The following is a 14,951-nucleotide window of genomic DNA, read 5'->3' on the forward strand; positions in this document are numbered from 1 at the left end:
GGCGTCTTATTGTTACGAAGCATATACATGGAAAGCTAGTCCAAATATAAGTCCTTTCACTATGTATCCCTCATGTTTAAATTTATGTCGGTGTCCAGGTAGAGGACTGCCAGCGTAGGCTCGGCTATATAATCCATATTATACGGGCTGAGTTTTCGGAAAACTCAAAGCTAAGTTATTGAGTTTAATAAGCATAAAAAGACAGTTTTGATGTGCTTTTTATACCCAAAATTAAGACTTAACTAATTGAAAAGTAAAAGCAATACTGAGTTATAAAACCATGTACGGTGCATTAACGCCTTTCAGACTATCATCGCGTCGACCCGGCTTTGACTCTGCCTGTGGGCGCGGGTGACAACCTGGCCAACATAGATCAGCGCCGGGGCCTCAATCTGGTTAGCGGTGATCGCACTAGCCATCTGCTTAAGGGTTGTTTCGATGGCGCGTTGCTCGTTATGGGTGCCATTTTCGACGATCAGGACCGGATAGTTTTCCGCTAACCCCGCTTTAATCAGCTCAGAGCTGATCATCGCAGCTTTCGAAACGCCCATATAGAACACCAGGGTTTCATCGGTTCTCGCCAGGTGGCTCCAGTCGATCTCGTGGTGCTGGCTGAACTGCGCTGTTATCAGTCTCAGGCGGGTTGATAGTCCCCGTTCAGTCAGCGGGAAACCCAGGCTGGCTGCGCAACCGGAGGCGGCGGTGATACCGGGAACGATGCTGTAGGGGATGTTTTCGCACCGTAGTGCATCAAGTTCCTCTCCAAGCCGGCCAAAAACCAGAGGGTCGCCCCCTTTAAGGCGCACCACATGTTTGCCTTTTATCGCTTGTCGCACCAGTATGGAGCATATTTCCGCCTGGCTGGCACTGTGATTGCCCATTCGCTTACCCACATAGATCAACTCAGGGTGGCCCGTTATGCCTGCCAGTAACTCCTGACTGACCAGCGCATCATAGACGATGACGTCGGCTTCATTGATGAGTCGCCAGGCTTTCAGCGTCAACAGTTCAGGGTCGCCGGGGCCCGCGCCAACCAGGTCTACCCGCCCCATTGGTGCAGGTTTAAGCGGGCTGTGAAGCCTCAATGCGCTGCCGCTTAAACGGCCTCTGTTGCCGATCCACTCGCGCAGGTAGCGCATAAAATCCAGACTTATCATGAGTGCTCACTCCCGTTTTCGATGAACAAAAAAAGCCCAAAGCTCGTATGAGCTTTGGGCTTCGTTACCCGACGAAAACAATATCGTCATCTTATTTGTTGTTAATCAGTAATAAAGCAAAGAGTATGCCTGATCTGTTTAATCTGTGCTTCAGGAGGATGGCACTGTAATTGCTGTAGTTAGTTCAGAAACATAACATTGAATGCTTAACTGTCAGGTAACCTTCTGAACTTATGAAACAAACCGCTGTTTCCCCCGAATCATTTTTTCTGGCTGCAAAACAGTCCGAGATCAATACCATTACTGAACTCAAATCGATGCTCAGATGGGTCACGCTGATCTGTGAGTTTATTCATCAGCTGCAGCGGGAACGGGGGCTCTCAAACCGGTTGTTAGCCGGGGGCGGAGAAAAAACCAGACCGCAGATGATGGCACAGCTGGCGCAGACTGACCATGCTCGCAAAGCGATGAATGAGGGGCTGGTGGGGGTTTATCAAACCGCCATAGAGTGCACCGTGAGTGCGAAACTGCTCAACCTGATCGCTTCCGCTTTGCTGGCCCTGGAAGGATTACAAGCGCTGCGCGCAGATATAGAAAAGTCACGGATGCAACCGGTTGATGCTACGGCCTGCTATAGTCGCCTGATCGAAAACCTGTTGCTGATTGTTTTCGAGGTGGCTGATCATGCCACCGATCCGGAAGTAACCCAGGGGTTGAGTACGCTGTTTCATCTGATACAGGGGAAGGAGCTGGTGGGTCAGGAGCGTGCCTGGACCGTTGTGGGGTTTGCCAGAGGCAGTTTTTCAAGCCGGTTATGTGAGCGGCTTGAGCGGGTGAAACAGCAGCAGGTCGAAATTTTCAGTGGCTTCCAGCAAACCGCCAGCGCTGAGTTAAACACCGCCCTGTCTCAGCTTGAAAGCAGCGCTCTGATTGCTGATTTCAAACAGCTGAGAACCCTCAGAGACCGATTGCAGGATGGCCAGCAGGTGAATCCTGAGCTCGCTGATACCTGGTATGAAAAAGCCACACTCTATATTGATGAACTGCATGGGCTTGAAATTCAGGCAACCGAACAGATTCTGACACTCTGCGATAACCGGGTCGATCTGGCAAAACGTAACCGCTCAGCAGCGCAGGATCAGATTGCGGAGTTGACCAGCATCAACCTGAACAGGGATGAAGTCATCGGGCGGGGGTTGTTAAACGCAGCGAATCCTTCGCATCCGATTCAATCGTTGATTTTAGAACAACGCAAACAGATTCTCGATCTGACATCGGATCTGCAACGGGCTAAAGAGGCGCTGGAAGCGAGAAAACTGGTTGAGCGAGCCAAGTCGATCCTCAAAGATAATATGAATCTGGATGAAGAGGCAGCCTACCGTACACTGCAAAAGAGTGCCATGGATCAGAAGCTGCCGATTCAGCAGGTGGCACTGGCAATCATCGAAGCCTATAAGCGATCAACCTATCGCTGATCTGATTCTTCCAGACAGAAGGGGGTTAACGTACCCCCAACGCCTGCATCAGAAAGATCACCCCACACCCGACAGCGATCATCACCAGATTGTAAGGCAACTGGTTGCGGATGATTTCACTGTCTGTCGCATGAAAGCGGGACTTCATTATAAAGTTCAGGCCACTGAAAGTGCTGCCGGACATCGCCAGTGCGGTCCCCAGGATATAGCTGATCGCCATCAGGTTCGGCGTGGTTGTGATATCGGCCAGTAAACCCGCGAAGATCGCGACCAGTGCCAACTGATGGATACCCAGATAGGCCAGACCCACGATCATCATCAGCACCAGAGAAGCAACCCCGGCATTGGTTTCAGTGAACGGCAGGCTGATCAGGCCTACCCCGATACAGGCTTTTACCCCCGCAGCGAGTACCCCGGCCGCCATAAACAGGCTGATCTCAGCCCGGCTTTCTGAGAGCTTTCCGGTAATATGCTGTGACACTTTCTCCGCTGATCTGGCAATACCTGTTCGCAACGTCAGCAAGCCGACAGGGACAATAATGGAGAGCAGAGATACCAGAAACACCGTGGGCAGTTGAGGCTGTTGCCAACTGAGTAGCAGAATCATCCCGATCAGGGCAAAAGGCATGGCCAGTGTTTCCCGTTTTAGGGGGTATCCCGCATAGCTTTGCAACGCAGTGGTTGCCCGGAGACGGGCTTCCAGTGTACTGAGGAACAGGCCGGTCGCCGCGATGGCGATAGAGAAAGGGTAGATCTGTGACAGTTCAACACCGGGTACCTGCTCCAGCACCAGGGGTAATAAGCTGAGGAAGGGTGACCAGAGCACCGCCATGCCGAAACCCCGACTGAGCACCAGTTGAGAGAGCTGATCAATCCCTTTATCGTTTTTAATCTGATCACCCACCACGATCACCGATGAAAAGTTAGCCACCGATGAGAAGAGGTGCATGCCCAGCAGGGTGGTAATAAAGCTGCGGCTACCCGGTTTGCTGACATCGCAGCCTATCTGACTGGCCATCCCGATAAAACTGATGGCCGTCAGCAGCATGGCCAGCTTCAGGTGTTCACCGAACAGCGCTGGCAGCGTGATGGTTGAACCCTGGCTCCAGGCGAGTATTGCGGCAGCTACTCCGGCGGTAAACAGGATAAGGATCTGCTTACGCTGTTTCGGTTTCAGCCGTGGAGACTCAATCGCAACATAGAGCCATGCCAGCAGGGTCGTTGCCCCGGTCAGCCCCAGGGGAACGACGATATTCAACAGTGTCAGCAGACACATCGTGATAACAATAAGGCCTGCAACACGGGCGCCAGGCCAGCGATTGCTGAGGTTTGCGCTAATACTATTGATTGACATGTTAAAGCCTGTAAATAAATACTGGAAATTACTTAATATATTAAGTATATTGTCTGCATATGTTAGCTTTTACCTGTCGCTGGGTAAATGGTCACAGATTAAAGAATGCTTTTTTAGGCTTTACTCTTTTGGTTGCCGAGTGCAGCGCACGTTAGAACGGAAGGTCAGATATGTTAACAGAACAGCAGATACGAACAGCCGCGGACAAGCTCTATCAGGCAGAAAAGGATTGTATTCAGATTCCTGCCATCACACTTGAGCACCCGGATATGACAATGGATGATGCCTATGCCGTCCAGAAGACCTGGGTCGATCAGAAGATTGCCAACGGGGCTAAGGTTAAAGGGTACAAGATCGGCCTCACCTCCCGGGCGATGCAGATGGCGGTGAATATCGATCAGCCTGATTACGGTGTGCTGCTGGATGATATGTTCTTCGCCGATGGGGCTGAGATCAAAGCGTCTGATTTCCTCGATCCCCGTATCGAAGTGGAACTGGCATTCGTACTGAAAGATCGACTGGAGGGTGACGATGTCACCATCTTTGATGTGCTCAATGCCACCGACTATGTGATTCCCTCGCTGGAGCTGATCGCCGCCCGGTGCCACCGTACCGACCCTGATACGGGCTATACCCGCAAAGTGTACGACACGATCGCGGATAACGCCGCCAATGGCGGCATCATTCTCGGCGGCCGGCCGATTAAACCGATGGATATGGATCTGCGCTGGGCCGGGGCTTTGCTCTATCTGAATGGTCAGATTGAAGAGACCGGTATTGCCGCAGGCGTATTGGGTCATCCGGCCAATGGTATCTGCTGGGTATGTAAACGCTTCGCCCCTCATGGTGTAGCGCTGGAGCCGGGTCAGGTGATTCTGGCCGGTTCATTTACCCGTCCGGTGCCGGTTAAAGCCGGTGATACTGTGCATGCAGATTACGGCCCACTGGGCGGTATCTCAGTGAAGTTTGTTTAAGAGGTGGCTATGGATCTTCCTGTTAATAAATTTAAGCAGGGCCTGAAAGGCGACAAGCCTTTGTGGGGGTTGTGGCTGGGGCTGCCCGACGCAACCTGCGCTGAGATTGTTGCCGGGGCCGGGTTTGACTGGCTGCTGATCGACAGCGAGCACGCACCCTTTGAACTGGACTCCACGATGCGTCATCTGCAGGCGATTGCACCCTATGGTGTACCTGCAATTGTCCGTCCGGAGGAGGGCCGGACTGCATTGCTGAAACGGATTCTGGATATCGGTGCGCAAACGGTGCTGGTGCCCATGTGTGACACCGCAGAGCAGGCGCGGGAGCTGGTTAAAGCGGTTAAATATCCACCCATGGGTGTGCGGGGGCTGGGGAGTTCACTGGCCCGGGCGGCCAACTGGAACCGTATCCCTGGTTATCTGCAAAAAGCCAACGATGAGATCTGTCTGATCGTTCAGGCGGAGACGGTTACCGCCATGGCTAACCTTGAAGAGATCGCTGCGGTTGAAGGGGTGGATGCGGTGTTTATCGGCCCCTCTGATCTGTCAGCCTCGATGGGCCATATCGGTAATCCCGATCACCCTGAGGTAGTCGCGGCGATTGAAAACGGCTTTAAGGTGATCAATGCGGCGGGCAAAGCGGCGGGGCTGTTGTGTATCAATCCTGCTAAAGCGCATCACTATGTTGAGAAAGGTGCGAAGTTTGTTGGTGTGGGAGTCGATACGTTGTTACTGGGCAATGCGGCCAGACAACTGGCAGAAAGCTTCCAGTCCGGGGACAACAAATCTGATGCCACTGGCTCCAGCGGATATTAAATTCAGGCACAAGTTTAGATACAGGTTTAGGTGAAAGTGTAATGAGCAAAAATCCAATCGTGAAAGGTAAGTTAGTCTGTGTGGCGCTAAATGACGCTGAACAGTTCAACGCCATGCAAGCCGAGTTTGCTGAAGCACCGTATAAAGGTGCACCACAACAGCCGGTTCTCTATTTTAAACCCCACAACACCTGGAGTACCGATGGTGCCGTGGTTGAGTGGGCACAGGTTGATGGTTCACCCGCTGAGCAGATGGTGGTGGGTGCTTCACTGGCGGTGGTGTTTGGCAAAGAGTGCTGCCGTGTCAGCGAGGCAGAGGCGCTGAACTATGTTGAGGGTTACACCCTGGTACATGACTTCTCACTGGTAGAGCAGAACTACTACCGCCCTGATATCAAAGGTAAGTGTCTGGATACCTCTGCACCTATCGGTGCTGATGTGGTTGCCGTTGCCGACCCGCAGGCTCTGACGGTTGTTACGTCGGTAAATGGCACGGTCGTCAATGAGACGCCGGTTTCTCAACTGGTGCGTGGCGTTGCTGAGCTGATCAGCACAATCTCCTACATCATGACACTGCAGCCGGGCGATGTGATCGCAGTGGGTTTCCCGGGTCAGCGGGCACCGGTTGCACCGGGCGACAAGGTCCACTCCGTGATTGACGGTGTTACCGAACTCAACAACACACTTGGCCAGTAAGGAGATCATTCAGAATGAAACACGCACGCGTACTTTTTAATGGCTCCGAACTGGATGTCACCGTCGAAGACTTATTTGCCGAAACGGGACAGCTGAAATCTAAAGTTGATGGGCTGCTGATTAACGAAGCGGATGTCACCTGGCTGTGTCCGGTGAAAGAGCCGGGTACTATCTTCGCCCTGGGTCTGAACTATGCGGATCACGCCGCTGAACTGGCGTTTGAACCACCGAAAGAGCCGCTGGTGTTCCTTAAAGGTGCCAATACCCTGACCGGTCATAAACAGAATGCTTACCGTCCGGATAACATCGAGTTCCAACACTATGAGTGTGAGCTGGTGGCGGTGATCGGTAAAGAGGGTAAGAACATCTCCCGTGAAGATGCGATGGACTACATCGCGGGTTACACCGTGTGTAATGACTTTGCCATCCGTGATTATCTGGAAAACTACTACCGCCCTAATCTGCGGGTGAAAAGCCGTGATTCACTGTGCCCGATTGGCCCCTGGCTGATCGATAAGGATGATGTGGGTGATATCACCAACCTGAAACTGACGACCCATGTGAATGGGGAGCTGACTCAGGAAGGCACCACGGCGGATATCATCTTCGATGTGCCGTTCCTGGTGGAATACCTGAGTAAAATTATGACCCTGAAGCCCGGCGATATGATCGCCACCGGTACGCCAAAAGGTCTGAAAGATATGCAGCCGGGCGACACCGTTGTCTGTGAAATTGAAAAAGTAGGTGCTCTGGTAACGCACATCGTTTCTGAGCAAACGTTCTACGGCGATAAGTATTGAGGTATAGATTGATGAGTGCACAACTACAAGAGAATATCAGTAAAGCAGAAAGCTACCTGGCGCGTTTTAAAGAGAACACCCTGGGCCATTACATTAATGGCGAGTGGACGCTGGGCAGTGGTGAAACCTTTGATAACACCACACCCTTTGATCAGAGCTATCTGGGTAAAGTGGCTGCGGCGTCTGAAGAAGATGTCAATGCTGCCTGTGAAGCAGCGGCTGCTGCAGCGGCTGGCTGGGCGGCAACACCGGGTGCTGAACGGCGTAAGATTCTGCATCGTCTGGGTGACGAGCTGGAGAAGCGTGCCGAAGAGATCGCTATGGTTGAATCGATGGACTGCGGTCAGGCGCTGCGCTTTATGCGTCAGGCGGCTGTACGTGGTGCAGCCAACTTCCGTTTCTTCGCCGATCAGGCACCCGAGGCCCGCAACGGCTTGTCTCTGCATCAGGCGGAGCACACCAACTTTACCGTGCGCAGTCCAATCGGTCCTGTTGCCGTAATCACTCCGTGGAACACGCCGTTTATGCTGTCTACCTGGAAGATTGCACCCGCACTGGCATCCGGTTGTACCGTGGTACATAAGCCTGCCGAGCTGAGCCCACTAACTGCATCCATTCTGGCTGAGTGTGCTGAAGCGGCGGGTCTGCCGAAAGGTGTCTGGAACATGGTTAACGGCTTTGGTACGGTAGCCGGTAAAGCGCTGACTCAACACCCTGCTATCAAAGCGGTCGCGCTGGTGGGTGATTCTGCCACCGGTAAACTGATTCAGGCACAGACGGCACAAACCCTGAAGCGTCTGCATCTGGAACTGGGGGGTAAGAACCCGGTTATCGTATTCGATGATGCCGATTTTGATCGTGCTCTGGATGCCGTGGTCTTCATGATCTACAGCCTGAACGGTCAGCGCTGCACCAGCTCCAGCCGTCTGCTGATCCAGAGTGGTATTAAGGACAAGTTCCTGGCTGCCCTGAAAGCGCGTGTAGAAAACATCAAAGTAGGTCATCCACTGGACCCTGAAACTGAAGTAGGTCCACTGGTTCATACCGGTCACTACGATAAAGTCACCAGCTACTTCGAAATTGCTAAGCAGGATGGTGCGACTATCGCTGTCGGTGGCAAGTCTCTGCGTGATGAGATGGGCCCTGGTAACTTCGTCACCCCAACCCTGTTTGTTGATGCGAAGAACACTATGCGTATCGCTCAGGAAGAGATCTTTGGTCCGGTTCTGACCGCGATTGAGTTCGAAACCGAAGAGGAAGCGGTTCAGCTGGCTAACGAGACTGTGTATGGTCTGGCAGGCTATATCTGGACCAGCAACACCGGTCGGGCAATGCGTATGGCGCATGCAGTAGAAGCCGGTATGCTGTGGGTTAACTCAGAAAACAACCGTAACCTGCCATCCCCGTTCGGCGGCGTTAAGATGTCGGGTATTGGTCGTGACGGTGGTGACTGGAGCTTCGATTTCTATATGGAAACGAAGAATGTGTGTATAGCGCATGATACGCATAAGGTCCCTGTCCTCGGCCGCTAATCGTCTAAGCTACTGCGCTTGATCATACGGCGTTGGAAGCAGGTTCAAAGTGCTCATTTAGCAGGCTAAACTGCGCGCTTTTCACCTGCTTCCGCCTTGTCTGATCTACGCTCGTGACGCTTAGACAGCTATTGCGTTTGATCGTATGGTGTTGAGAGAAGGTATAAAGTACTTATTTAGCAGGCTAAACTGCGCGCTTTTCACCTGCTTCCGCCTTGTCTGATCTGCGCTCGTGACGCTTAGACAGCTATTGCGTTTGATCGTATGGTGTTGAGAGAAGGTATAAAGTACTTATTTAGCAGACTAAACTGCGCGCTTTTTACCTGCTTCCGCCTTGTCTGATCTGCGCTCGTGACGCTTAGACAAGCTATTGCGTTTGGCTACACGGCTTTTAAAAGCTGGTTTAGAGTAATCTTAGCCAGCTTTTGATTTTAAGTGTTATGAGCCTGATGCGTAGATCTGTAAATTAGATAGATTGATTAAACAGAGGAAACTTTATGCCTCATTTTATTATGGAATACTCAGCTAACCTGGATGATGATCTGGATATTCCGGCGTTGTTTGAGAAGTTAAACGCTACTGCGATTGCTACCGGGGTTTTCCCGATTGGTGGTATTCGCAGCCGGGCGATCCGCTGCGAGCATTTCCGGGTAGGTGAGGGTGATCCCGACAATACGTTTGTGCATCTGACCGCGAAAGTGGGGTCTGGTCGTTCGCCTGAAGTGCTTAAAGAGGCTTCTGATAAGATCTTTGAGACCTTCAGTGAGTGTCTTAAGCCGGTGTTTGACCGTCGCTGGATGAGCGCGGGTTTCGAGATGATTGAACTACACCCGGAGCGCAACTACCGGATGAACAACATTCACAAGAAGCTTGCCGACAAAGGCTGAATTTATTCGCGATTCAGAGTTAGTCAGCATCGTCTGATAAGCCCACGCTAACGCCGTGGGCTCTCGGTTCTTTGTGGTAAGGGTCTGAAGCCCGCGCAGGTAATCATGCCGGGCTATAGTGTGGGCCCCTCTTTTCGCAGTGTATAGTCACGGGCAGGTGACTAACGACTGGCTTTTCTTATTCAAACACAATGCCCTGAGCCAGCGGCAGTTCACCACCATAGTTGATGGTGTTGGTGGTACGGCGCATGTAAGCCTTCCAGGCATCGGAACCGGACTCACGACCACCGCCGGTCTCTTTCTCACCACCGAAGGCTCCGCCGATCTCTGCACCAGAGGTGCCGATATTGACGTTCGCGATACCGCAGTCAGAACCGGTAGCCGACATAAAGGTTTCAGCTTCCCGCATGCTTTCAGTGAAAATTGCCGATGAGAGCCCTTGAGGAACCTCGTTCTGAATCTCGATCGCTTCTTCGATATTGCTGTAGGTCAGCACATAGAGAATCGGAGCGAAGGTCTCTTGGTGAACTACCTGAGCGTCGTGAGCGATGCTGACGATAGCCGGACGAACATAATAACCGCCATCGGGGACACCTTCAGTTACGCGCTCGCCACCGAAGAGAATTTCACCGCCTTGCTCTTTTGCAGCGTTCAAGGCGTTTTGCATCGTATCAAAGCTGCGCTGGTCGATCAGCGGGCCGACCAGAGAGCCTGCAACAGTTGGATCGCCGATGGGCAGTGATGCATAGGATTTTTTGAGCCGTTCAACCAGATCGTCCTGGATCGATTTATGGGTGATCAGGCGGCGCAGTGTTGTACAACGCTGGCCAGCCGTGCCGGCCGCGGAGAAGACAATCGCCCGCAGGGCCAGATCAAGGTCCGCGGTTTCTGAAACTATCATGGCATTGTTCCCCCCCAGCTCCAGCAACGAACGGCCTAAACGTGCGCCTACGGTTTCGCCGACGCTGCGGCCCATAGCGGTAGAGCCGGTTGCCGATACCAGTGGGAAACGTTTGTCCTGAGCGATCAGTGCGCCAATCTCGCGATCGCCGATAATAACGCTGGTAACACCCTTAGGTATCTCCGGCATAGTCTCAAGTGCTTTTTCGACAATTGACTGGCAGGCGAGGGCGCAGAGAGGGGCTTTTTCCGATGGCTTAAGCACCATCGAGTCACCACACACCAGACCGATCATGGTGTTCCAGGCCCAGACAGCCATTGGGAAGTTGAAGGCGGTTATAACCGCAACAAGCCCGAGGGGCTGCCACTGTTCCATCATCCGGTGACCGGGGCGCTCACTGACGATCGTTTTACCGTGCAGCTGCCGGGACAGACCAACGGCAAAATCACAGACATCGATCCATTCCTGCACTTCACCCAGTGCTTCAGGCATGATTTTGCCGGATTCCAGGGTGATGACCTTTGCCAGATCCTCTTTATGCTCCCGGGCAAAGTTGCCGATCCGACGCACCAGTTCACCCCTCAGGGGCGCAGGGATTGTACGGAGTTGTTTGAACGCAGCTTCAGCGTTTTGAATCACCTCTTCAAGCTGAGCCGGGGTGGCATTTCTGAAACGGGCAACCTCCATACCATTGATGGGCGAATTCACTGAAAACGCATCCCCTTTACCTGTTTCACGCAGGTTGTTGCCTATTACGCTGTAGTAGACGTTTTCTGACGAAAGTGAGGTAAGGCCAAGGTTGTCGAGAAAATTCATGTTCATGGTAAGCCCTTTTAATAGCGATTATGCGATCTCTCAAGCTTAGTCGTCGGGAAGCGTATAAAAAAATACTAAATTTCTGGAGGGGGTATCGTCAAAGACTATATCGTTAAATGATTGCTATAGGATATTCTATAGGCTTCGGGGTAATAACTATTAGAGACTGTTATGGATTTTCGTTCATTACGTTACTTTGTTGCGGTATATGAGGAGCTGAGTCTGAGCGCGGCATCGAAGCGCTGCTTTGTCGCTCAGCCATCCATTTCTGCGGCTATTCAGCAACTGGAATCTGAACTGGACTGTGCGCTGTTTGTGCGCCACTCCAAAGGGGTGACGCCCACTCCGGAGGGTACCCGTCTCTACCCCGATGCCCGCAAAGTACTGGGAGATATTCAGTCGATTAAGCTGCAGTTTCAGGATAAGCCTGAGTTTCTGCCAGTACGGCTCGGCCTGATGCCTTTTTTGTCGGGCAAGCGGATAGGCCGGGTGATTAAAGCGCTATTCCGGGAGATTCCAGGGCTTGATCTGACGCTGGTGGATATCGCTGAGGAATCTGATCTGCGCATCGTCTCTAGCAGTATTGTTGAGCCTGATGAAGCGTTTCATAAGCTATGGACTGACCGTTATGTACTGGCGCTACCCAAAGGACATCCGCTGGAGATCCACGATTCAATCGATTTTGAGCTGTTGAATAACCTGCCGTACATCAGTCGACGGCGCTGTGATTTTAATGATGCCTGGAAGTTTCTGCTGCAAAAACGCGGGATTATTCTGAATACCAAAGCGACTGTGCGTACCGAAGAGTATGCCCTGGATATGGTGGCGGCGGGGTTGGGGGTTTCAGTGGTGCCGAAGCAATCCACCGATGGCAGAAAGGACATTATTATTCGCGAGGTCAATGGCTTACAGCTGGAGCGGGTGGTTGGTCTGGCCTATGCCCGTAATAAGCCGTTACCGCCGCTGTTACTGTCGGTGATTGAAAGTGTTAAGTCAGAACTCGCTGAAGAGCTGTTTGGACAATGAGAATTAACCTGATGATTACATGATGCGCTGATACAGGTGATAAAGATCGGCCCCCCGGGCAAAGTACAGTTCCCGGACACGACGGGCCGGAATCGGCTTCAATGGTGTGACCGGTACAAACATCTCTTCCAGCGGCATTCCTGTCAGATGGTCCGCCAGTGACTTACCCATCATAGTACCCGGTCCGATTCCCCGACCACTATAGCCGATACAGGCGGTCAGCCCCGGCGCAAGTCGATGAAGATGTGGCAGGTGGTCATTGGAAAAGGCGATCTGGCCGGACCAGCTATGGCTCCAGAGACCGTCATTACGGACCGTTGAGGGATGAAAAAGACCCGGAAACAGTCTGGATAGCTGATGGCTGGCCCAGTTTTGCAAAAAGCGATTCCCCCGGTCCTCGACCGTACCAATACTGCCGATAATCAGACGACCTGAATCATCCAGGCGAATTGATGACATCACCTGACGGGTATCCCAGCAACCGTGTTTTTCCGGCAGAATCTGTTGCAACTGTTCGGGCTGCAATGGGTGAGTGGCATACTGAAAAAAGCGGAGCGGAATAAAGGATTGCTTTAATGTTTTATTGAGATGTTCGCTGTAGGCATTAGTGGCGATAACCACCTGATCGGCAACGACCGAACCGTTGGCGGTAGCCACTTGCCACTCTCCGGCAGGGTTATTGCTGAGTTCAGTGACGATGGAACCGGTATAGATTCTGGCCCCCAAGGATTGTGCTGCCTGAGCCAGTCCCCGGGCATAGCTGAGGGGCTGAATCGTACCTGCACGGGGGTCATACAGTGAGCTTTTGTAGGCGCTGGTGCCGGTTAGCCGGGCTGTGGTTGCCGGGTCTTTTAGCTCAACCGGAGCCCCCCGTTGCAGTAATTGCCTGGCTCTTGTCATTAGAATATGGTCACCCTTTCTGGAGTGAGAGAGTTGCAGGGTGCCGTTGCGAATGGCTTCACACCCAATACCGAAGCGCTCTATCAGCGAAAAAACCAGATCGGGAGCCCCCGCCAGCTGTGTATTGAGTCGCTGTCCATAGGTTGAGCCTAAGGTCGCTTCAATCTCGTCAGGGTTGACCCACAGGCCAGCGTTCACTAATCCCACATTACGACCAGAACCACCGAAGCCGATCTCCTGGGCCTCAAGGACGATTACATCGACCCCTTTTTCGGCCAGGTGCAGCGCTGTCGAAAGACCGGTGTAGCCGGCGCCAATAATCACGACGGCTGCACTGTGCTGTCCCTGAAGCGGGGCCGTATCAGGAGCCGGGCAGGCACTCGCTGCCCACAATGAGTCAGGAAGTGTGTGCCGGATAATGTGATGATTGTTCATGGTCGGGTTTCCATTCAAATCGTACTATTCATCATGACGATGATCTGATCAGCTCTCCGATCACGCTTTGTATATGGGATAAAACGGGCAGAGAACCGATCAACTTTGAGGCAATGTTAAGCGTGCGCAATATCACGATCATATTCCCGGCTCAGATCGAGCAGAAATACTGTTTTTATGACTCCCCTATAGGAATGGACTATGGCCAGATGCAGGGCCGCAAACGACAGATCAGTCAGCTGTTTACTCTCTACGTTAATGGTCAGATAGTCGGGCAGGGTGCGGGTGCTAACTGCCCGGATGATGCGTTTAGTGTTGATTCTGGCACTGTCTGTCAGGTGCGGTGAGTGGATTCAAAAATTTTGTCAGCGTTACTGGCAATAAAGCCATCAAACAATTCGCCCCCGGCGTTTTTATAGCGCATGGCAAATTCATAAAAACAGGTAGGGACCGTCCGTGTCTGGCCGCAGCTAAAGGTCATCTCTGTCTGATCTGCCATGGTGGATGATTGCACCAGAAGGTCTGCCGGAACCCCTTTTATCGCCCCGCCTGCCTGATTGATCGGGAATTGATGCTGTTGCAGCAGATCGATCACCTGTTGCATATCAGTGATGGATTTAAGGTGGTTGAGGCTGACGGTAAAGTGGTTAACTCTCAGTCCCAGACTTGTCAGCCAGGCGGCGTATTCACTCTCCTCTGACAGGGTATCGTAGTCTGCTGCAGTGATCGGTTGCCACAGCAGTCCCCGGGCAAAAACCTCCGGACCATCAACTGCTCCGGGATCGATCTGGGACACAACCGACTCCAGAATGCGCTGACTCTTTTCACTCAGAAGGTGACGCATCAGTTCACTGACAAAAATACGGGGGGCAGCGGGATCCGGGTGGGAATAACTGCGGGCGACCAGCTTCTTCTGCTCAAAATGATAGTGCTCCTGCAGTTTGTACCCCATCGCCAGAATAACCGGTTGCAGATGCTCCAGGTCAATGGGACAGTCAGAGAAGGTTCTGAACGCCACGTGATCATTGATGACGGCTTCCCCCAGGCTGGTGAACAGGTCGTGGATTTTCTGTGCCTGGGGCGCGATGTCGATATAGTCCTGCCAAAGCATTGCAAAAAAAGTTTCGTAGTTCATCTCTCATACCCAATCAGATGTTCAGTGGGCTGGCACATAGACTGTGCG

General features: G+C 52.4%; 14 protein-coding genes. 9 read left to right on the forward strand and 5 right to left on the reverse strand.

Going from position 1 to position 14,951, the window contains the following annotated elements; all coding sequences use genetic code 11:
* Positions 1-302 precede the first annotated feature (302 nt).
* Positions 303-1,157, reverse strand: coding sequence for a uroporphyrinogen-III C-methyltransferase (gene cobA, locus BMY09_RS02230; protein WP_091353324.1), 855 nt, complete (start codon positions 1,155-1,157; stop codon positions 303-305).
* A 233-nt stretch (positions 1,158-1,390) separates the two neighbouring features.
* Here cobA and BMY09_RS02235 point away from each other — a divergent pair, with 233 nt between their 5' ends.
* Positions 1,391-2,632 (forward strand): nitrate regulatory protein, encoded by a 1,242-nt coding sequence (locus tag BMY09_RS02235; RefSeq protein ID WP_091353325.1) that lies wholly within the window; start codon positions 1,391-1,393, stop codon positions 2,630-2,632.
* Positions 2,633-2,657: 25 nt separating this feature from the next.
* Here BMY09_RS02235 and BMY09_RS02240 read toward each other — a convergent pair whose 3' ends face one another.
* Positions 2,658-3,986 carry a hypothetical protein gene (locus BMY09_RS02240; RefSeq protein ID WP_091353327.1) on the reverse strand — a complete coding sequence of 443 codons (1,329 nt, stop codon included), beginning with the start codon at positions 3,984-3,986 and terminating at the stop codon, positions 2,658-2,660.
* A 170-nt stretch (positions 3,987-4,156) separates the two neighbouring features.
* On the opposite strand from BMY09_RS02240, the gene hpaH reads away from it, so the two are divergent.
* The 6 genes from hpaH to BMY09_RS02270 all read left to right on the forward strand — a co-directional run bounded on the left by hpaH (position 4,157) and on the right by BMY09_RS02270 (position 9,690).
* A complete protein-coding gene (gene hpaH, locus BMY09_RS02245) occupies positions 4,157-4,960 on the forward strand; it encodes a 2-oxo-hept-4-ene-1,7-dioate hydratase (protein ID WP_091353329.1) in 804 nt (267 codons plus the stop codon).
* A 9-nt stretch (positions 4,961-4,969) separates the two neighbouring features.
* The gene (gene hpaI, locus BMY09_RS02250) at positions 4,970-5,776 is read left to right on the forward strand and encodes a 4-hydroxy-2-oxoheptanedioate aldolase (RefSeq protein ID WP_091353331.1); all 807 of its coding nucleotides are present in this window, start codon (positions 4,970-4,972) and stop codon (positions 5,774-5,776) included.
* 41 nt (positions 5,777-5,817) lie between these two features.
* Positions 5,818-6,471, forward strand: a complete 654-nt coding sequence (locus BMY09_RS02255; RefSeq protein WP_091353332.1) for a fumarylacetoacetate hydrolase family protein — start codon at positions 5,818-5,820, stop codon at positions 6,469-6,471.
* Positions 6,472-6,485: 14 nt separating this feature from the next.
* Positions 6,486-7,271 (forward strand): fumarylacetoacetate hydrolase family protein, encoded by a 786-nt coding sequence (locus BMY09_RS02260; protein WP_091353334.1) that lies wholly within the window; start codon positions 6,486-6,488, stop codon positions 7,269-7,271.
* An 11-nt stretch (positions 7,272-7,282) separates the two neighbouring features.
* Entirely contained in the window at positions 7,283-8,803 is a 1,521-nt protein-coding gene (gene hpaE, locus BMY09_RS02265) for a 5-carboxymethyl-2-hydroxymuconate semialdehyde dehydrogenase (RefSeq protein WP_091353336.1), read from the forward strand.
* A gap of 497 nt (positions 8,804-9,300) precedes the next feature.
* Positions 9,301-9,690, forward strand: a complete 390-nt coding sequence (locus BMY09_RS02270) for a 5-carboxymethyl-2-hydroxymuconate Delta-isomerase (RefSeq protein ID WP_091353337.1) — start codon at positions 9,301-9,303, stop codon at positions 9,688-9,690.
* A 178-nt stretch (positions 9,691-9,868) separates the two neighbouring features.
* Here the strand turns inward: BMY09_RS02270 and amaB are convergent, their stop codons facing one another.
* Positions 9,869-11,413, reverse strand: a complete 1,545-nt coding sequence (gene amaB, locus BMY09_RS02275; protein WP_091353339.1) for an L-piperidine-6-carboxylate dehydrogenase — start codon at positions 11,411-11,413, stop codon at positions 9,869-9,871.
* A 165-nt stretch (positions 11,414-11,578) separates the two neighbouring features.
* Between amaB and BMY09_RS02280 the strand changes: the two genes are divergently transcribed.
* Positions 11,579-12,433, forward strand: a complete 855-nt coding sequence (locus BMY09_RS02280) for a LysR family transcriptional regulator (RefSeq protein WP_091353344.1) — start codon at positions 11,579-11,581, stop codon at positions 12,431-12,433.
* Positions 12,434-12,448: 15 nt separating this feature from the next.
* Here the strand turns inward: BMY09_RS02280 and BMY09_RS02285 are convergent, their stop codons facing one another.
* Positions 12,449-13,768 carry an NAD(P)/FAD-dependent oxidoreductase gene (locus tag BMY09_RS02285; RefSeq protein WP_091353345.1) on the reverse strand — a complete coding sequence of 440 codons (1,320 nt, stop codon included), beginning with the start codon at positions 13,766-13,768 and terminating at the stop codon, positions 12,449-12,451.
* Between the two features lie 122 nt (positions 13,769-13,890).
* Between BMY09_RS02285 and BMY09_RS02290 the strand changes: the two genes are divergently transcribed.
* Positions 13,891-14,115 (forward strand): hypothetical protein, encoded by a 225-nt coding sequence (locus tag BMY09_RS02290; RefSeq protein ID WP_139203118.1) that lies wholly within the window; start codon positions 13,891-13,893, stop codon positions 14,113-14,115.
* Here the strand turns inward: BMY09_RS02290 and BMY09_RS02295 are convergent.
* On the reverse strand, positions 14,103-14,903 hold the full coding sequence (locus tag BMY09_RS02295; protein WP_091353350.1) for a DUF1338 domain-containing protein: 801 nt from the start codon (positions 14,901-14,903) through the stop codon (positions 14,103-14,105). The genes BMY09_RS02290 and BMY09_RS02295 overlap by 13 nt on opposite strands.
* Between the last annotated feature and the right edge of the window lie 48 nt (positions 14,904-14,951).

Source organism: Amphritea atlantica, from assembly GCF_900111095.1.
In the GTDB taxonomy this organism is placed as follows: Bacteria; Pseudomonadota; Gammaproteobacteria; order Pseudomonadales; family Balneatricaceae; genus Amphritea; species Amphritea atlantica.